Below are 18,664 nucleotides of genomic sequence, written 5' to 3'. Positions count from 1 at the left end.
TGAAGCGCCCCAGGTTCTGTGCCGCTCCTATACGGGTTGCGGCTCTCGGTTGAGGGTCGCGTAGTGGGCGTTCTCGTACTCCACTGGGGACATCATGCCAAGGCTGCCGTGGAGGCGTCGCTGGTTGTACCAGTCGACCCAGGCAGCGGTGGCGTACTCGACGTCCGCGATGGTCTTGTAGGGCCCGTCGCAGAAGACGGTGGTGCGGATGCACTCGGTCTTGTACAGGCCGATGGCGCTCTCCATCAAGGCGTTGTCGAACGCATCACCGACCGAGCCGATGGAGGGTCGCAGGCCTTCCAGGGCCAGGTGCTCGGTGAATCGCAGCGAGGTGTACTGCGACCCGGCGTCCGCGTGGCAGATCAGGCCGGGTGCGACGGGGTGCCCGTCGTGGTCACGCTGCCAGATCGCCATCCGCAGCGGGGTCATCACCAGGTCGACCTCCTTGGTCGTGGCAGCGTGCCAGGCCACGATCCGCTGGGCGAAGACGTCCAGGACGAACGCGACGTACACCCACCCGGTCCAGGCCCGGACGTAGGTGAAGTCCATCACCCAGGTCTGGTTCGGGCAGGTGGCGGTGAAGTCGCGATCCAACAGGTCGCCAGCGCGCCGCCCGTCCTTGGTGGGGATCGTGGTCCGGATGCCCTTGTCGCGGCGGAGGCCGGACAGGCCCAGGGCGCGCATCGCCCGGTCGACCGCCCCGGCCGAGGCGTCGGGCAGGCCGCTGCGGCGGACCAGCGCGGTCATCTTGCGTCGCCCGTACAGCCCTTCCGGGGCTAGCTGACGGGCGCCGGTGCGGGTGTTGGTGGTCCAGGCCAGGTCGCGCACCAGGTCCATCACCAGAGCATCGGTGTGCGTGCGGGCCGAGGGCTGGCGGGAGTTGTTCTTCCAGGCCCGGTAGGTGCGCGCGGCGACCTGCAGGCCCTGCTCGCGCAGGACCCGGCAGATCGACTCGACCGCGTGCCCCTGGGCGCGCTGGGCGTCGATGAACGCCATGATCATCGGTTCCGGGGGTCGAGCTCCCCCACGAAGAAACTCGTGGCCGCCTTCAGGATGGCCACGTCCTCACGCAGCCGCCGGTTCTCGGCCTTCAGCTTCTTGATCTCCGCCTGCTCGGCCGTGGTGGTCCCTGGCCGGTCGCCGGCATCGATCTCGGCCTGGGCGACCCACCGCCGCAACGATTCCTTGCCCACTCCTTCCTGCCGGGAGACCGCCAGCACGGCCGCGGTCATCGTCGGGTACTCGTTGCGGTGCTCCAGCACCAACCGCACAGCCCGAGCCTTCAGCTCGGGATCGATCTTCTTCGGCATGACATGCATCCTTCCGGACTCGAAAGGAAGCGGCATCAAACCTGGGGCGCTTCACCACAGCGGCTCGTGGCGCTCGATGACGCCGCTGCGGGCGATCAGGTCGGCCGCCTGGGTGAACAGTTGGCCGATCTCCTGCAGGGTGGGGTCGACATCGATGCCACCGCCGGCTGAGCGGTGCAGCGTTCTGGCCGAGCGTTCGAGCTGGTCGATGACGTCCCGGCCGGTGCCCGGCTGGTCCGAGCGTTGCGGAAGCTGGTGCCACAGCTCACTGGCTCCTTCGACGACCTCACCCCAGGCCCGGAGCATCGCCCGGCCGTCCCGCTCGGGTGCCTCGTACAGCAGGTCGCGGGCCAGGATGTTCGCCCGGTCCATCAGCTCACCGGCGCTGGGTGGGTAGATCGAGGGCTGGCGGCGCCGGCTCATGAGAACTCCCGCACCGTGTCGATGAGGAGCTGAACGACGGACGCGACGCCCGGGGGAAAGTCGTGGACCGGTTCGGTCCGGCTGAGCTCCTCGGCCCGACGGGCCAGGTCGACAGGCTCGGCCCCGTCAGGCTCCGGTCGGTCCAGGAGCGCGCCTCGACACGGTGCAGGCACCAGGTGGAAGACCTGGTCTTTGGCGTAGGTCAGGTTGTTGGCCAGCGCCACCGTGTCCAGGTCACGGCTTCGGCGGGCCCGCCGGTCGGCCTCGTCCCCGGCCTGCGACAGCAGCTGGTGCATGCGCACCAGGACGCGGGCGGCTTCGGGTGTCGTGTCGGGCATGGCAGTGATCTCCTTCGGTGATCTCGTGCGGGGTGTTCGGTTCATGGCTACGTCGTCCAGGAGGGGGTGTGGCCGGCCCCGCCTCGCCTGTGGACAACGGGGCCGCCAGGTCGGCCTGTGGACAAGTCCTGTGGCCTGTCGGTGGTAGCGGGCACGCTGTTCATGACCCCTAAAGCGGGGAACGGAAGGCCTGGGACTCACCAACCCGAAAGTCGCTGGACGTCACAGCAGTGGTGGGTCAGGTGGAGGTGGAGCGATGACCGTGCGCAGGGCGAGGCGGGCACGGGCCAGAGCCCTGGTCGTGCCGATGCTGATGAGTGCCCCGATGTGGTTGGTCATCGGTGAGCTGGCGCTGGGCTGGTACGGCCCGGTCCGTCAGCTGGGCCGGTACGGCCCCGCGGCCCTGACCCTGCTGGCCGTGACCGTGCTGGCCGCGGCTGCCGACACCGAGGCTGGGGAGAGATGGCTGGCGCGCGTCTTCCTGCGTGCCCGGGCACCCCGGCTGCACCAGCGGCACACGTTGGCGCCGGTGGCCGAGGTCCTGCTGCGACACGGCGTCCCACCGCAGCAGATGGCGCTGCTGGTGGGTCCCGGCCAGCAGGTGGACGTCACCGCGCTCGGCCGGCGGACCGTCGTGGTGAGCAGAGGCATGATCGACGCACTCTGGTCAGGACAGCTGGGACCGCAGCAGGCAGCGGCGGTCATCACGCACGAAATGGGAGTGATGCGCTCCGGGCTGACCCGTCACGACCCGGCCGCGATGGTCATGCTGGCCCCGTGGAAGGTCTGGATCACGTGGATCGCCATCATGTGGGGCATCGCCGCGACCTTCCTGAGCCACCGGGTGATGGTGGCGTGCCTGGTCATCCACGCCGGCGTGGGGATCTGGCTGGGGACCACCGAGGACCCTGCCATGTACGTCTCCACCTTCGTCCTGGCCGTGGCGCTCACCACGTGGTGGGCCATCCGGTCCTGGGACCGTGCCCGCGCCCAGGTCGGTGACCAGTACCTCCTGCAGCACCACCTGGCCGGGGTCTACGCCGACCTGCTGGACGGGACCTACACCGACGACCACACCCGGGACCGCGCCGTGCGGCTACGACACCCCCAACTGCAGCACCGGCACCGAGTCGTCGGGGACGGGCCGCCGGTGGCGCGGGCAGTGCTCAGTACGACGGACCGCTGAGACTGGTGCTTCCTGCGTTGTGCCGCACTCCGTCCGTGCCCTCCTTGGCCCACTTCTCCTTCACCTGGCGCGCCTGCGCCTCCTGGCGCCCCGCCGGGCGTGTCCAAACCCTGCGCGGCCGCAACCTCACACTGATCGGCGACCTCCCGAAGCAAAGCCCGCCGGTCCTCGACCCGGTGGCCACTGACCGCCCCGCTGGGCCAGTCGACGTCCTCGAGCCGTCGGGAGGCACGGGCGAGCCCGTCCTGCAGCGCCGGGACCCCACGTGCGCGCCGAGACCAGGACTCGACGGGGCAGCCAGAGCCGCGAAGTCTCCCGCCCACCCCGCGACGCGAACGTCCTGAGGGAATCTCTGCTCATCGCTCCTCAGTTGGACGCTCCTGCGACTCAGCCTCGGCGGCGGTAGCGGTCGTTTCGGCACGAGCCCGGTGCTGACAGGCGCAGTGCCTCCACGGGTACTGCCGCCCCGCCTTGGAGTCGATGCAGTCCGCCGACTCATGGACAGGCCTACACGGTTCGCAGATCATGGCCACCTCCTGGGTCAGGGGTGTCCGGCCACAGGCCCGGACTCCCTACTCCCCAAAGCGGCCCAGATCAGCTCAGGGACTCACCCGCAGCAGACAACCGATTCAGAGGGCCGGCCGCAGCTGCGCGGCAGGCAGCAGCACAGTCACCACCTCATCCTCCTGGGCAGCGCAGACCACCCAGGCCACCCACCCATCAGGAGTGCCCTGCCAGCTGACCACCAGCGCCTCTACTTCGTCCCCTCCCGGCTGGAGACGCGCCCAAGCATGCCGTGTCCGTGAGGGTGCCCGCGGGACAGGGGGCAATGAGAGTGGAGCAGGAGAGAGGGGCATGCCTGGACCGCGGTCCCGCAGGGGAACCCCAGGACCGCGCCGGCCGTACATACCGCCCGCCATGACGCCACGGTATCGAACTCTTGTGCGAGGCGGACATTGCTCCCTCGCCGACTTCCAGTGGGCCGTCTGGCGCTCAGGCGGCCCCGACGACCGGGCTTGGCTGCGCTTACCGCCGCCGACCACGACGTCGGCCCCGGCGTGCGGCGGCGGTGCAGCGGGGACAGCCGGTGTGTTTCGCCACCCGGGTGGCGATTCGGCTGGTCCACTGATGGCCGCAGTCAGGGCAGCGCCAGACCACCAGGGTCTTGGAGTGGGGCGCATACCAGGTGAGGTCGATACCGGGATTGAGCTCGGGCACCCACTCCGCGGCCAGTCGGGGCGCGACCTGCAGCGCGCTCAGATCACTCCTGGGACGACGCCTGGCCGCCTGCGCGCAGCTTGGACACCCCGACCCGCGGTAGTGCCGGTTGGAAACCATAGCCTGCCAGTGTCGTGAGCACACCGAGCACACCCACATGACCCGTCTGGCTGATCCGAGCGTCACCTCGTCCGGCCTCAGATCGTTCAGCGGCGACCACTCCTGCAACAGAAGGGGCACCGTCGCCACGGTGGGCTGTGTTGAACGGTTGGGCATCGTCGTGATCCCCCTACAGCGGCTTCTCGACGTCGTTGGGCAACCCTACCGTCGGCCTCACCCATCTCGGCCCCTGGCATGCATCTGTGTTCTCGACGGCGGGCAAAGGGAACGTGTAGGTGGCCGTAACGCTTCGTGTCCCAGTCCTTCTGTTCACTCCCCAGCCTCAGCCAGGACCTCGGCCTGGTGGATGATCAGCTCGGTGGCTGCCGGCTCCTTATCCGGCGGGTAACCATGCTTGAGCAGGAGCCGCTTGATCCTGGTCCGAAGCTTGGCGCGGACGGTCTCCTTAACGTTCCAGTCGGTCTTGGCGTCCCGGCGCACGATCTCGGCCAGCTCGTGCGCGATCTGCTGCATCGTCTCATCGGCCATGACTGCCTTGGCGGACTCGTTGTCTGCGAGGGCGTCGTAGAAGGCGATCTCGCTCTCAGTGAGACCGGTGTGCTGCCCTCGCTCGCGCTGCTGCTTCATCTGCTTGGCCAGCTCGACGATCTCGGACATCACCTGGGCCGCGGTGATAGAGCGGTTCTGGTACCGGTTGAGCGCCGCCGTGAGCATCTCGGAGAACTTCTTGCCAGCGACGACGTTGCGTCTGCCGATGACCCGCACCTCGTTCTGGATGAGCCGCTTGACGGCCTCCAGCTGCAGGTTCTTCTGGTCCGACTCCTCGAACTTCTTCCGGAAGTCGTCGTCGATGAGCGAGATGTCGGGTCGCGCCAGGCCGGCCTCGGCGAAGATGTCGATCACGCCGCCGCCGGAGACGTGCTGGCTGACGATCTGCCGCACGGCGGTGTCCAGCTCGGCGTCCTCGCCGGGCCTGCGGTCGGCGGCCTCGATCTTGGCGATGGCCTGACGGACGGCGTCGAAGAACTCCACGTCGTCGCGGATCGCCGTCGCCTCGTCGGAGGTGGGGACCAGGGTGAAGAGCCGCTTGAGACGGCTGGCGTGGGCCATAAACCGCTTCTTGGGGCTGGGTGTCTTCTCGCCGTCCCCGTCGAACTCCCCCTCACCACCCTCGGAGGCGTCCTCGTGCTCGCGGTGGGCCTCCAGGAGGTGGTCCACCGTCGCCGTCACCGCGTAGACGAACGCCTTGGCCTCCCCGCTGCCCAGGATGGTGACCCAGTCCACGCCGTGCAGCAGGTCGGAGACGACACTGTGCTCGGCGAGCATCTCCGGGATGGCGGTCTTGCGGACATCCTCGCCGATAGCCCGACCCTTCTTGTCCCGGTCGGTGTAGGTCGCCAGCGCGGACTTGAGGTCCTCCGCGATGCCGATGTAGTCCACGACCAGACCGGACGGCTTGTCCTTGAACGTCCGGTTCACCCGGGTGATGGCCTGCATCAGCCCGGCGGAGCGCATCGGCTTGTCGACGTACATGGTGTGCATCGGCGGGGAGTCGAAGCCGGTGAGCCACATGTCCCGCACGATCACCAGCTCCAACGGGTCGTCCGGGTCCGACGCCCGCGCCTTCAACGCCCGGCGCTGCTCGTTGTTGCGGATGTGCGGCTGGAACCGTGCCGGGTCGGTCGCGTCCCCGGTGATGACCACCTTGACGACACCCTCGGAGTCCTCGTCACTGTGCCAGTCCGGGCGCAGGGCGATGATCTCGTTGTAGAGGTCGACCGCGATCCGGCGCGACAGCGTGACGATCATGCCCTTGCCGGCCAGGGTCTCCTTGCGGGCGTCCCAGTGGTCCACGATGTCGGCGGCGAGCTGCTTGAGCCGCTTCTCGGACCCGACGATGGCCTCGACGCGGGAGAACTTCGTCTTCAGGGTCTCGGCGATCTCCTCCTCGGACCCGACGGTCGCGTCCTCGAACTCCTCGTCGATCTCCTTACGGGCCTCTGCCGGCAGCTCGACCTTCGCCAGACGACCCTCGTAGTAGACCTTGACGGTGACCCCGTCCTCGATGGCCTGGGTCATGTCGTAGACGTCGACGTACTCCCCGAAAATCTCGGCCGTGGACCGGTCCTTCTCGTCGATGGGAGTGCCGGTGAACCCGATGAACGACGCGTTCGGCAGGGCGTCGCGGACGTTGCGCGCGAACCCGTCGATCAGGTCGTAGTTGGACCGGTGCGCCTCGTCGACCATGACGACAACGTTGGTGCGCTCGGACAGGGTCGGGTACTTGCGCCCGGCCTCCTTGTCCTCCCTGGTCAGCCCGAACTTCTGGATCGTGGTGAAGATGATGCCACCGGACTCGCGGCCGGTCAGCAGCTCCTTCAGGTGCGCCCGCGAGTCGGCCTGCACAGGCTGCTCCGGCAGCGGCGAGCCAGGCTTGGACGAGGCGAACGTGTCGTCCAGCAGCTGGTCGTCCAGGTCGTTGCGGTCCGTGAGCACCACCATGGTCGGGTTCTCCATGCCGGGGTGCCGCATGACCTTTCCAGTGTAGTAGGCCATCTCCAGCGACTTGCCCGACCCCTGGGTGTGCCAGACGACACCGATCTTGCCGTCGGTCTCCACCGCCTCCAGGGTGGAGTCGACCGCCTTGTTCACCGCCCAGTACTGGTGGTACTTCGCCACGGCCTTGCGGGTGTCGACGCCCTCGCCGAACGTGGCGACGAAGTTGCGGCACAGGTCGAAGAAGATGGCCGGCTCGAACATGCCCCGGGTGAGTACCTCGACCGGCGGGATGCGGTGCCCGTCGGCATTGTGGGGTTCGCGGGTGACCCCGTCGATCGTCTTCCAGTCGGCCCAGTGGTTCCACGGGGCGGAGAACGACCCTGCCATCGCCTCGGTCCCGTCGGAGACGACCGTGACCTGGTTCCACTTGAACACGTCAGGGATCTGGCTGCGGTACGTCTGCACCTGGTTGAACGCACCGCTGACCGTGGCGTACTGCTGGCCCGGCCGCTTCAGCTCGAACAGGGCCATCGGCAACCCGTTCACGAACAGCAGCACGTCCGGCCGGCGGGTCTTCTTCGGGCCCTCGACGCTGAACTGGTTCACCGCGGTCAGGTCGTTGTTGCCCGGGTCGTCCCAGTCGACCAGCCGCGCCCGGGCCGAGCGCAACGACCCGTCAGGGCCGTGGAACTCGACCGGGACGCCCTCGATCAGAAAGCGGTAGGCACGCCAGTTCTCCGACTCGACCGCCGGAGACTCCGCCCGCCGCACCGTCGCCACGACGTCAGCCACCGCGTCCGCCGGCAGGTCAGGGTTCAGACGGGCGACCAAGGCCTCCAGCCGTCGCTCCAGGATGACCTCACGGTAGTCCGACCGCTCCGCCGCGACCTCGCCCGGCGCGATATCCGGTCCATGGACCGTCGCCCAGCCCAGCTCGGCCAAGATCTCCAGGACCCACCACTCCAACCCGTCCTCGGTCACGATCGCCATCAGACCATCCCCTCCACGCCCTCGACACGAACCCGACCAGACATCAGCAGCGGCAGCAGCTCGTCACGTGTGCGGGTCAGGTCAGCAATCTCACTCCGCATCTGTGACGCCGTACGCACCAACGCAGTGATCCCACTGCGGACCGGCTCCGGAAGTCGACGCACGTCCGGCACCAGCAGGTCCAGCAAGGCAGACTTGTCGACACGCTGATGACTGCCAGTCGTTCCCGTCACCCGCTCACGCATCTGGCTCCAGTAGGCGGGAGCCGAGGTCACGGCCCACAGTTCCTCGATCTGAACGCCCAGGCCAAGCAATGGGACGAACTCTGTGGACGCGACAGCGTTCTCCCCCGGGAAGGCCAGCCAGCACCGCTCCCATCTCGGGTTGAGGCGCGACACCAGTACGGAGGGCTCGCGGACCGTCAGCTTGTTGCTTTGAATCAGAGTGCCATCCACGTACTCAGGGGTCGCCCCGTTGTCGAAAGCAGGAAGTGAGTAGTGCTCGACAAGCCCGCTCGGCTTCAGTTGGCGAGTCTCGGCCACCCGCGCGACGGACGACAGCTCCACGAGCGAGGGGGCTTTGGAGGCGGCCTGCCGCGCTTGAAGTTCGAGCGACGCCGTGAGCGCACGGTTCGTCTCGATCAGGTCGTCGAACGCGCCGAGGACCGCGGCGATGCGGCGCTGCTCGTCGAGGGGAGGAAGGTGTACAAGAAACTCGCGAATCTGCGCAGGACTGATGTGGGGCACGGTCGAACCGGTCTGCACCGAAAGGACATGCGAGGTGAACTCCGGGGAGTACAACGCCCACTTCAGATAGCCCTGATCGATCATCTGCGAACCACGCAGTCGGGCCACCCGCTGAACCAGGAGGGCTCCCGCCCCGTCTGCTCGGACGTCGGCCACCTTGAGGCCGGCCTCGATCCATGGGCGATCCATGGCAAGTACGACGTCACCAGCCCTCAAACGGTATCTCTCAAGCTCCTCGGCGAGCTCGCTGGGCCACCGCTTCACTCCGTCCCAGCGGACGTACCTTTGCGCCACGTTGTCGCCACGCAGGAGGGGAATGTCGTCAGGGTCGGTGCTGAAGCCCGCGCTCTTGAAGGGGTGGCCGGTCAGCAGATCCACGACATCTCCGAGCCGCACCACACGTCGCTCACTCACCGTTCACCACCAGCGAGTCCAGCGCCATCAGCACCCGCGCCTGCAGCTCGCTGCGCCTCTCGAAGCCGTCACGAATCTCGGTGGTGAGGCGGGTGATCTTCTCGCCGAGGGGCTCCCCGTCGTCCTCGATGGCCTCCGAGCCGACGTACCGGCCCGGGGTCAGGACGAAGTCGTGCTCCTCGATCTCGTCGGTGCGGACCGCCCTGCAGAACCCGGGGACGTCCTCGTAGGTCTGGCCTGCGCTGGTCTCGGAGCCGCGCCAGGAGTGGTAGGTGTCGGCGATCCGCAGAACGTCGTCCTCGCTGAACGCGCGGACGGTGCGGGTCTCCATGTGCCCGACCTGGCGGGCGTCGATGAAGAGGGTCTCGCCCTTGCGGTTGCGGGTCCTGGTGCCGTTGGGGATGCCGGCCTTGTTCTTGGTGAGGAACCACAGGCAGACGGGGATCTGGGTGCCGAAGAACAGCTGCGGCGGGAGGGCGACGATGCACTCGACGAGGTCCGCTTCCACCATGCTACGCCGGATCTCACCCTCGCCGGCCTGCTGGCTGGACAGCGACCCGTTGGCCAGGACGGTCGCCATCGTCCCGGTCGGCGCGAGGTGGTGCAGCATGTGCTGGATCCAGGCGAAGTTGGCGTTGCCGGCCGGCGGGGTGCCGTACTTCCAGCGGGGGTCGTTGCGCAGCAGTTCGCCCTTCCAGTCGTCCTGGTTGAACGGTGGGTTGGCGATGACGTAGTCGGCTCGCAGGTCGGGGTGCTTGTCGGCGTGGAAGGAGTCGCCCCACTCCGGGCCGAGGTTGGCCTCGATGCCGCGCAGGGCCAGGTTCATCTTCGCCAGGCGCCACGTGGTCGGGACGCTCTCCTGCCCGTAGACGGAGATGTCGGCGTGGACGCCGCCGTGGGCGCGGACGAACTTGTCGGCCTGCACGAACATGCCGCCGGAGCCGCACGCGGGGTCGTAGACGCGGCCGTGGTACGGCTGGAGCATCTCCACCAGGAGGGAAACCACGGATCGGGGGGTGTAGTACTGTCCGCCGCGCTTGCCCTCACCGCCGGCGAACTTGCCGAGGAAGTACTCGTAGACCCGGCCGAGCACGTCCAGGTCCTTGTGCTCCTCGGCAGCGAGGTCCTGTCGGGAGAAGACGTCGATGAGCCCGCCGAGCATCTCGGCGTTCAGCTCCTGGCGGGTGTAGTTCTTCGGCAGGACGCCCTTGAGCGAGGGGTTCTCCCGCTCGATGGCCTCCATGGCCTTGTCGATGCGCGTGCCGATGTCGGCCTGCTTACCGGCCTTGCGCAGGTCCTCCCACCGGTGACCCTCGGGGATCCAGAAGACTCCCTCGGCGGTGTACTCGTCACGGTCCTCGAGGACGGACCGCTTGGCCTCAGGCGTGGGCATGAAGTACTCGGAGCCGGGGTCGTCGACGAGCCGCTTGAGCTGCTCCTGGCGGACCACGAACGTGTCCGAGACGTACTTGAGGAAGATCAGACCGAGGACGACGTGCTTGTACTCGGCCGCGTCCATGGATGACCGCAGCGCCGTTGCGGCTTCCCACAGCGTCACTTCCAGGCTCTTCGGTTGCGCCTTCATCTTCGGAGGCATGGTTTCCTTCCCCTCGGTGTCCGACTCATCTTGCCTGACACGCCCGACAGAGCCGCCAACACCCGTGGCCAACCATCCAACTGGCCGCACTGGGTGCATCGGACACCATCTCCGATCGCCGGCGTCCTGACCTGCGGGGAGCTAGCGTGGTCTCACCACCGTCTCACCGGGCTGCAGCCGTGCTCGAGCGCGTGCCACCGGCCTCTTTGCGTTACCTGGGGCACGGCTTCCGGCCACGTGTAGTCGGAGGTGGGCCCCAGCACGCAGACTCAATCAACCCTCCCCCGACGGAACTACCCGCAGGTCATGCCCCGCACCGGCAGCAGCGCGCGAGGCGTCCTTGTGCAAAGATCCTTCGAGGCGTAAGGCTGCAGGTCTCACTGCCGGTCTAGCACCTGCGGCCCCCTTGCTCCAGCCTGAAGGCGAACCAGGTGCGAGATGATGACGCGCCCCGGCGCGAAGCAGAACCGCCCGTGCCCGCGCCCACTGATCGGGCCCGTCCACCACCAGCGCTCCAAACCTTCGACGCGCATGACCTTCTCCCGCCAACGGTTCACCGTGCCCAGGAAGCCCAGCGCCGCCGCCACCCCCGCCAGCTCGGACGCCGACAACCGCCGCGCACTCACCCCGGCATGCTCTCACCCCCCCACGTCGAGGCTGGCGCAACATCGGGCGGCCCCTCGCCCCGCTCATCGCCCTGGTCCTCACCAGCCCCAGCGGCGCCGCCCTGCTCCTCGCCCTGATCCGCATCATCGCCGGTGCCGCCTTCGTCCTCGTCGACCACGCCCCGGATGAGCCGGTAGACCTCCCGTCCCTTCAGCGTGCCACCCCCGCACCACACCAACGCCTCCTGCGTGCTCAGCCCCTCCTCCTCGATCAACGACCGCAGCGCCCGCCCTGCTCGCTGCTCGCAGTCGCTCACCACCGCGTCCCGCTCAGCCAGCGCCACGGCCACCGCCTCGCCCCACTTCGCCAGCCGCCGCTCCCGCTTCGCCTGCTCCTGGACCACCTTCGCCCGAGCCTCCCGAGCACGCGCCCGCGCCAGCTGCCTCACCGTCTGCTTCTGCATCACAGTGCACCTTTCCTCGATCTACAAAGAACCTCCGGACACCACCTAAAGCGGACCACCCCCGCCCAGGGACTCACCCCCGACCAATCACCCTCAGACCAGCAGCGCCGAGCCCCACCCCGCACCGACACCGACACCGAGCCCGACCCAAACGGACCCTGAGCATGATCGAGAACGACGCTGAGCCTGACTGAAACCGCACCGCTCATGTCCCACACACCTCTGGCATTCCCGGACCGACCGTGACCAGTCCCGTCTGGCGGGACCGCCGTTCCGGGGTCGCGTCTCTGCCAGATCGTGACCAGAAAGTTGCCCGGAAATGAGTCCCTGAGCCTCGGATCTCCGCTTTGTATAGGTATGGCGATGACGATCCACCGGCTGACCGCCGGGTCGGGCTATGACTACCTGACCCGGCAGGTCGCCCGGCAGGACGCCACCGAGGTCGGCCACAGCGGGCTGGGCAGCTACTACACCGCCAAGGGCGAGGCTCCCGGCGTGTGGGTCGGCGCCGGCATGGCCGGGATCGCCGGCCTGGCCGCCGGCGAGGAGGTCACCGCCGAGCACATGACCCGCCTATTCGGCACCGGGGAGCACCCGCTGGGTGATGAGTCCGGGCAGAGCCTGGGCCGTCCGTTCCGGGTGTACGGCGGCCGCGACGACGTGACCCCGTTCCGCATCGAGGTGGCGCGCCGGTTCGAGAAGCACAACAAGGCTCTCGGGCTGCCGGTGGACCACCCGATCTCCGTGGAGGAACGCGCGAGCATCCGCACCCAGGTCGCCCTGGAGATGTTCCGCGCCGAGCACGGCCGCGACCCGTTCGACGAGCGGGAGCTGGCCGGGCTCATCGCCAAGCAGTCCCGGCCGCGGACCACCGCCGTGGCCGGGTTCGACCTGACGTTCTCCCCGGTGAAGTCGGTCTCCACGCTGTGGGCGGTGGCCGACCGTCCCCTGGCCCTGCAGATCGAGGCCGCGCACCAGGCTGCGGTCCGGGACGCCCTGGGCTACATCGAGAAGCACGCCCTGTTCACCCGGACCGGTAAGGACGGCGTGCAGCAGGTGGACGTGCGCGGTCTGGTCGCCGCGGCGTTCACCCACCGCGACTCCCGGGCCGGGGACCCGGACCTGCACACCCACGTCGCCGTGGCGAACAAGGTGCAGACCGTGGCTGACGGGCGGTGGCTCTCCCTGGACAGCCGGCTGCTGCACAAGGCGACCGTCTCCGCCTCCGAGGCGTACAACACGGCCCTGGAGAAGCACCTGCGCCCACTGGGCCTCACCTTCGCCCCCAGGACCCCGACCACAGGGCCGGAGGCCCGCAAGCGGCCGGTGCGCGAGATCGTCGGTGTCGACGACCGGCTCAACCAGGCGTGGTCGACCCGGCGTGCCAGCATCCAGGCGCGGCGCAGCGAGCTGGCGCAGGCGTTCCAGGCACAGCACGGTCGACCGCCCACCCCGGTGGAATCCATCCAGCTGGCGCAGCAGGCCACCCTGGAAACCCGCGACGCCAAGCACGAACCCCGCTCCGAGGCCGAGCAGCGGCAGACATGGCGGGCCGAAGCCCTGGCCGTCCTCGGTGACCAGGACGGCCTGGCCTCGATGGTGGACACGGCCCTGTCCGGTGCCCGCACCCACGGGCTCGGCGAGCGGGTCGACGAGGCGTGGGTGGAGCGGACCGCAGCGCGCGTGGTCGACACCGTGCAAGGGTCCCGGTCCACCTGGCAGGTGTGGCACGTCCGCGCCGAGGCCCAGCGGCGCGTCCGCGCCGCAGACGTCCCACTGGAGCGGGTCGAGGACCTGGTCGAGCAACTCACGCAGGCAGCGCTGGCACGCAGCAAGGCGATGAACTCGGCCAAGGCCGATCCCATCGTCGAACCGGAACCGCTGCGCCGGGCCGACGGGGCCAGCGTCTACACCGTCGCCGGGTCACAGTTGTTCACCTCCACCGCGGTCCTGCAGGCCGAGCAACGGCTGGTCACCGCAGCAGGAGTCACGGACGGGCGCCGCGCCTGCGAGCAGGACGTTGACGTGGCCCTGCTGGAGTCGGTCGCCAACGGGGTACACCTCAACGCCGGGCAGGCCGCGCTGGTCAAGGGCATGGCGACCTCGGGGGCGCGGCTTCAGCTGGCGATCGCTCCCGCAGGGTCGGGCAAGACCACCGCCATGCGTGCCCTGGCCCGGGCCTGGGAGTCCTCCGGCGGGACCGTCGTCGGGCTCGCCCCGTCCGCCGCGGCCGCAGCCGTACTGCGGGACAACGCCGACACCCAGGCCGACACCCTGGCCAAGCTGGTCTGGCACCTGGAGCACGACCCCGAGCACTTGCCACCCTGGGCCAGGGACATCGACGAACGGGCCCTGGTGGTCATCGACGAGGCCGGGATGGTGGACACCCTGTCCCTGGACAAGGCGGTGGAGTTCATCACCTCCCGGGGCGCCTCGGTGCGGCTGGTCGGGGATGACCAGCAGCTGGCCGCGGTCGGCGCCGGCGGGGTGCTTCGCGACATCCGCGCCACCCACGGTGCCCTGCACCTGACCGAGCTGATGCGCTTCACCGGGGTCGCCGAGGGCGGCGCCTCCCTGGAGCTGCGCGACGGTCGCCCCTCCGCGCTGGGGTTCTACCTCGACGCCGGGCGGGTGCACGTCGGTGACCTGGCCACCATGACCGAGGACGTCTTCGGTGCCTGGTCCGCCGACCGGGCCCGCGGCAAGGACGCGATCATGCTCGCCCCCACCCGGGAGCTGGTCGCCGAGCTCAACCAGCGGGCCCGCGACCACCGCCTGGAGGGAGCACCCCGGCCCGCCGACGAGGTCGCCCTGTCCGACGGCAACCACGCCTCGGTCGGGGACACCGTCATCACCCGTCGCAACGACCGCCGCCTGCAGACCGCACCCACCGACTGGGTCAAGAACGGTGACCGGTGGACCGTGCTCGACACCGACGACGCCGGCGCCCTGGTCCTGCAGCACACCCGCACCGCCCGCAAGATCGCCCTACCGGCCGACTACGTCGCGGCCAACGTCGAGCTCGGGTACGCCTCCACCGTGCACACCGCCCAGGGGGTGTCGGTCGACGTCACCCACGGCCTGGCCACCGGCCAGGAGTCTCGCCAACAGCTGTACACGATGATGACCCGCGGACGGGACGCCAACCACGTCTACCTGGAGGTCGTCGGCACCGGCGACGAGCACGACGCTGCCAAGCCGGACACGGTCAGCCCGCGCACCGCCACCGACCTGCTCGAGGCCATCCTGGCCCGGGACGAGGCACCGGCCTCGGCCTCCACCCTGGTGCGCGAGGCCGACGACCCAGCCGTCCTGCTCGGCCAGGCCACCGCCCGGTACGTCGACGCGCTCTACACCGCTGCGGCCGCCACGGTCGGCACCGAGCGCCTCCGGCGCCTCGACGAGGCCGCCAACCGTCTCGTCCCCGGCATGACCGGCGCGCCGGCGTGGCCGACCCTGCGGGCGCACCTGACCCTCATCGCCGCCGGTGGAGGCGACCCGGTCCAGGTGCTGACCGGCGCGGTCACCGCGCGGGAGGTCGACACCGCCGCCGACCCCGCCGCCGTGCTCGACTGGCGCCTGGACGACACTGGGATGCGCAACACCGCCACCGGGCCGCTGCCGTGGATCCCCGGCATCCCCGCCACCACCCTGGGCAGCGACCCGACCTGGGGGCCCTACCTGGCCGCCCGCGCCCAGCGCGTCACCGACCTCGCCACCGAGGTCGCCGAACACGCGGTCACCGCGCCCACCCCCGAGTGGGCGGCACAAGGAACTGCTCGCCCGGCCGATGAGGTGCTCGCAGCTGTCGCCGTCTGGCGGGCCGCCAACCAGGTCGAGGCCACCGACCTGCGCCCCACCGGCCCGGCCCACGCCTCCAAGGCCGCAGCGACCTACCAACGCCAGCTCCGGTCCCAGATCCAGGGCGACCGCTCCCCCGCCCTGGCCGAGTGGGGTCCGTTGCTGTCCGAGGTCGCGCCGGGGGCGGTCAAGGACGCCTTCGCCCCGGTCCTGGCCGAGCGCCTGGCCGCCGCCACCCGGGCCGGGATCGACGCCGCTGCCCTGGTCCGCGACGCAGCCGGCACCCGGGCCCTGCCGGACGACCACGCCGCGGCCGCGCTGTGGTGGCGCGTCGCGCAGCACCTGGCCCCGGCCGTGGACACCACCGCCGGGCCCGGCCAGCTCCTGTCCACCGCGTGGGTGCCGACCCTGACCAGCACGCTCGGGGAGCACCGGGCCCAGGCGATGCAGACCAGCACCTGGTGGCCGGCGCTGGTCACCACCGTCGACCACGCCCTGCAGCGCGGCTGGTCCCTGGACGACCTCGCTGCCACCGCCCCCGCACCCGGCGCCGATGTCGACAACGCCGCGGCCATGACCTGGACCATCAGCACCCTCCTGGACGACCCGACCCACCTGCACCGCGACGTCGGGCCCCAGGCCGACGAGCCCGGGCCGGGCGAGACCGCCGTCGACCCGCACCCGCTCTCGGTGCAGGCCACCGACGCCGAGTACCGCGACTACCTCGACACGCTCACCGCCTCCCCCGCCACCGACCAGACGGACCGGGACGACGACCTCAACCTCGCACAGGTGAACGCCGGGCTTGCCCTGGCGGCGCAGTACCGCCGGCTCATGGGGCCGCTGGACCCGACCGAAGCCGACCTGCAGCGGGCCTACGACCGCGCGGTGCAGGCGCAGGATTCACCCGTCCCGGTGCAGCGGCTGGCGCAGGTCAACGCGATGGCGCTGCACTACTACGAGCAGCAGCTGACCGCCGGTGGCTGGGCACGCGCCTACCTAACCGACCGGTTCGGCCAGGACGTCGCCGGCCACCCGAACGTGCGCCCCGGGTACGCCCCGCCCGGGTGGACCCGGCTGGCCGACCACCTTCGCGTCCAGGGCGTCACCGACACCGAGCTGCAGACCACCGGGCTGGCCACCACCACCAAGGACGGCCGCCTCATCGACCGGTTCCGCGACCGCGCCGTCTTCCCCATCACCGACACCAACGGGCAGGTGCTCGGGTTCGTCGGCCGCCGCAACCCCTCCATCACCGATGACACCCCGCACGCCGGTCCCAAGTACCTCAACACCCCCACCACGCCCCTGTTCTCCAAGGGCCACCAGCTCTACGGCGCCGACGCCAACCTCCTGGCGACCGGGGCCACACCGGTGCTCGTCGAGGGCCCGATGGACGCCCACGCCATCACCCTCGCCACCAGAGGTATGTACGTCGGCCTCGCTCCGCTGGGCACCGCACTCACCGATGACCAGGCCGCGCAGCTGGCCCAGCTCGGCGGCCCGGTCATCGTGGCCACCGACGCCGATCTGGCCGGTCGCATGGCCGCCGAACGTGCCCACTGGCTCCTCGCCCAGCACAAGGTCCCCACCTTCCACACGCCCCTGCCCGAGGGCACCGACCCCGCAGCCATGCTCCACAACCAGGGCGCCGACGCTGTCACCAACGCGATCCTGGGCTCCTCCCCCCTGGCCGAGGTCCTGCTGGAGGAGCGGCTGACCAACCTGCCCGTCGACAAGGCGCTCGAGCCGGCGGCCCGGGTACTGGCCACCGCCGACCCGTCCAGCTGGGACCGCACCTGCACCGAGATCGCCGACCAGCTCGACATAGACGACGAGACCACCCGCCGGGCCCTGCACCAGGCCGTCCGCGCCTGGCACGACGACCCCCACGCGGTCGCCACCCGACAGCTCGACAACGCCCGCGACGTGCGTGTCCGGCTCGAAGCGGCCGCCCGGCAGGCACCCGAACAGCACTGGGCTCCCCTCGCCGACCGGCTCGACGCCCGCCTCACCGCCCAGGAGGACTGGCCGGCCCTGGCCAACGTCATGCAACACCTGCACGACGAAGGCCACGACGTCCAGGCCTTGGCCCGGGCCAGCGTCACCGACGAGCCGTTGGTCTCAGCCCGCCCTGCGCAGGCGCTGCGCTACCGCCTCGCCGTTATCGCTCCACCCACGGACAGCACGCCCCGGCCAAGGGACGCGGCACCCGCAAGGCCTGCACGTCCAGAGACCGAGCGGGCCGCCGCCAACATGCCTTGTCGCCGTCCCGCCGGTCCCGGACGATGACCCCCGATGCCCCAGTGGTTCAAAGCTCGGCGCGCTGCTGCGGGCGTTCAGCACGGCGAGGGCGCGCTTCGAGAGGCTCGTGACAGACCGGATCCGCCGATGAGCGGTCGCCGCAACCTGCGAGACTCATAGCGTGGAACGCCCGATTTCCGTGCTCGGCACGGCGCCCGATGTCGTCGTAGAGAACGTCGAGGAGAAGGTTGGCTGGCTTCGCCGGAAGTTTGTCCCGCGGGAGTTCCCTTACCTCGAATGGACGGTGGACGGCGTTCCGCTGCGTAAGGTCGTTGCGTGGCCGACTGGTGATGTCGCTGGGGAAGTGACGCCGATTGAGAACGAGTACGCCGCGCGGGAGTACCAGGCCGACTACCTTCGCGCAATCCTCGGTGAGCCGGTGGAACGAGAGTGGACGATCATGTCCGACGGTCGGGTTCCTCTGCTTGTCTGCAGTACAGATTTCGATCTGAACTGCCGTGCGCTGACCGCCGAGCTCCTGGTCTCGCGGGCCCTGGTCGAGTGGCGCGATATCGCATGGCAGGTCGACTATGAGCCGCTCGACCTGGCAGAGCAGGAGCAGCCCGTCGTCTCGTTGACGTTCGATCGTCGGCAGTACGAGGCCATCGTTCGCCCGCTGCTCATGGCACTCACTGAGTCATAGATCGCC

The 18,664-nt window shown here is 69.7% G+C and carries 11 protein-coding genes and 1 other annotated feature; of the genes, 3 read left to right on the top strand and 8 right to left on the bottom strand.

Annotated elements, in window-relative coordinates:
• Positions 1 to 27: 27 nt before the first annotated feature.
• From ACTMMA_RS15195 to ACTMMA_RS15185, 3 genes are all read right to left on the bottom strand, one after another.
• Positions 28 to 1,310, bottom strand: a protein-coding gene (locus ACTMMA_RS15195; protein WP_441189664.1) for an IS3 family transposase whose coding sequence is annotated in 2 segments (ribosomal slippage) — positions 28 to 1,037 and positions 1,037 to 1,310 — 1,284 coding nt in all. Because the reading frame shifts where the segments join, the coding sequence is not laid out codon by codon here.
• Positions 907 to 1,041 (bottom strand) — a sequence feature (AL1L pseudoknot). (Overlaps the previous gene by 135 nt.)
• A 51-nt stretch (positions 1,311 to 1,361) precedes the next feature.
• On the bottom strand, positions 1,362 to 1,733 hold the full coding sequence (locus ACTMMA_RS15190) for a hypothetical protein (RefSeq protein WP_441190963.1): 372 nt from the start codon (positions 1,731 to 1,733) through the stop codon (positions 1,362 to 1,364).
• Positions 1,730 to 2,071: a hypothetical protein gene (locus ACTMMA_RS15185; protein ID WP_441190962.1), complete on the bottom strand. Its 342-nt coding sequence runs from the start codon at positions 2,069 to 2,071 to the stop codon at positions 1,730 to 1,732. Before ACTMMA_RS15185 ends, ACTMMA_RS15190 begins: the two co-directional genes overlap by 4 nt.
• Positions 2,072 to 2,327: 256 nt before the next feature.
• Here ACTMMA_RS15185 and ACTMMA_RS15180 point away from each other — a divergent pair, with 256 nt between their 5' ends.
• Positions 2,328 to 3,257 (top strand): hypothetical protein, encoded by a 930-nt coding sequence (locus ACTMMA_RS15180; protein WP_441190961.1) that lies wholly within the window; start codon positions 2,328 to 2,330, stop codon positions 3,255 to 3,257.
• 1,026 nt (positions 3,258 to 4,283) lie between these two features.
• Here ACTMMA_RS15180 and ACTMMA_RS15175 read toward each other — a convergent pair.
• The 5 genes from ACTMMA_RS15175 to ACTMMA_RS15155 all read right to left on the bottom strand — a co-directional run bounded on the left by ACTMMA_RS15175 (position 4,284) and on the right by ACTMMA_RS15155 (position 11,910).
• Positions 4,284 to 4,751: a zinc-ribbon domain-containing protein gene (locus ACTMMA_RS15175; protein WP_441190960.1), complete on the bottom strand. Its 468-nt coding sequence runs from the start codon at positions 4,749 to 4,751 to the stop codon at positions 4,284 to 4,286.
• 153 nt (positions 4,752 to 4,904) lie between these two features.
• Positions 4,905 to 8,084, bottom strand: coding sequence for a type I restriction endonuclease subunit R (locus ACTMMA_RS15170; RefSeq protein WP_441190959.1), 3,180 nt, complete (start codon positions 8,082 to 8,084; stop codon positions 4,905 to 4,907).
• Positions 8,084 to 9,226: a restriction endonuclease subunit S gene (locus ACTMMA_RS15165; RefSeq protein WP_441190965.1), complete on the bottom strand. Its 1,143-nt coding sequence runs from the start codon at positions 9,224 to 9,226 to the stop codon at positions 8,084 to 8,086. Before ACTMMA_RS15165 ends, ACTMMA_RS15170 begins: the two co-directional genes overlap by 1 nt.
• Positions 9,227 to 9,236: 10 nt before the next feature.
• The gene (locus tag ACTMMA_RS15160; protein ID WP_441190958.1) at positions 9,237 to 10,829 is read right to left on the bottom strand and encodes a class I SAM-dependent DNA methyltransferase; all 1,593 of its coding nucleotides are present in this window, start codon (positions 10,827 to 10,829) and stop codon (positions 9,237 to 9,239) included.
• Positions 10,830 to 11,463: 634 nt separating this feature from the next.
• Entirely contained in the window at positions 11,464 to 11,910 is a 447-nt protein-coding gene (locus ACTMMA_RS15155) for a hypothetical protein (protein WP_441190957.1), read from the bottom strand.
• 363 nt (positions 11,911 to 12,273) lie between these two features.
• Between ACTMMA_RS15155 and mobF the strand changes: the two genes are divergently transcribed.
• Positions 12,274 to 18,003, top strand: coding sequence for a MobF family relaxase (mobF, locus tag ACTMMA_RS15150; RefSeq protein WP_441190956.1), 5,730 nt, complete (start codon positions 12,274 to 12,276; stop codon positions 18,001 to 18,003).
• Positions 18,004 to 18,136: 133 nt separating this feature from the next.
• Positions 18,137 to 18,658 carry a hypothetical protein gene (locus tag ACTMMA_RS15145; RefSeq protein ID WP_010149313.1) on the top strand — a complete coding sequence of 174 codons (522 nt, stop codon included), beginning with the start codon at positions 18,137 to 18,139 and terminating at the stop codon, positions 18,656 to 18,658.
• Positions 18,659 to 18,664 lie beyond the last annotated feature (6 nt).

It is taken from the genome of Ornithinimicrobium panacihumi, from assembly GCF_052073805.1.
GTDB lineage: Bacteria > Actinomycetota > Actinomycetes > Actinomycetales > Dermatophilaceae > Ornithinicoccus > Ornithinicoccus panacihumi.
Note: the sequence above shows the minus strand (reverse complement) of the source record. Positions and strands in the feature narration are given on the sequence as shown.

Excerpts from the sequence above, each read along its gene's own strand:
- ACTMMA_RS15170 (WP_441190959.1), bottom strand. The coding sequence starts at position 8,084 with ATGGCGATCGTGACCGAGGACGGGTTGGAGTGGTGGGTCCTGGAGATC.
- mobF (WP_441190956.1), top strand. The coding sequence starts at position 12,274 with ATGACGATCCACCGGCTGACCGCCGGGTCGGGCTATGACTACCTGACC.
- ACTMMA_RS15180 (WP_441190961.1), top strand. The coding sequence starts at position 2,328 with ATGACCGTGCGCAGGGCGAGGCGGGCACGGGCCAGAGCCCTGGTCGTG.
- ACTMMA_RS15190 (WP_441190963.1), bottom strand. The coding sequence starts at position 1,733 with ATGAGCCGGCGCCGCCAGCCCTCGATCTACCCACCCAGCGCCGGTGAG.
- ACTMMA_RS15155 (WP_441190957.1), bottom strand. The coding sequence starts at position 11,910 with ATGCAGAAGCAGACGGTGAGGCAGCTGGCGCGGGCGCGTGCTCGGGAG.
- ACTMMA_RS15185 (WP_441190962.1), bottom strand. The coding sequence starts at position 2,071 with ATGCCCGACACGACACCCGAAGCCGCCCGCGTCCTGGTGCGCATGCAC.
- ACTMMA_RS15160 (WP_441190958.1), bottom strand. The coding sequence starts at position 10,829 with ATGAAGGCGCAACCGAAGAGCCTGGAAGTGACGCTGTGGGAAGCCGCA.
- ACTMMA_RS15175 (WP_441190960.1), bottom strand. The coding sequence starts at position 4,751 with ATGCCCAACCGTTCAACACAGCCCACCGTGGCGACGGTGCCCCTTCTG.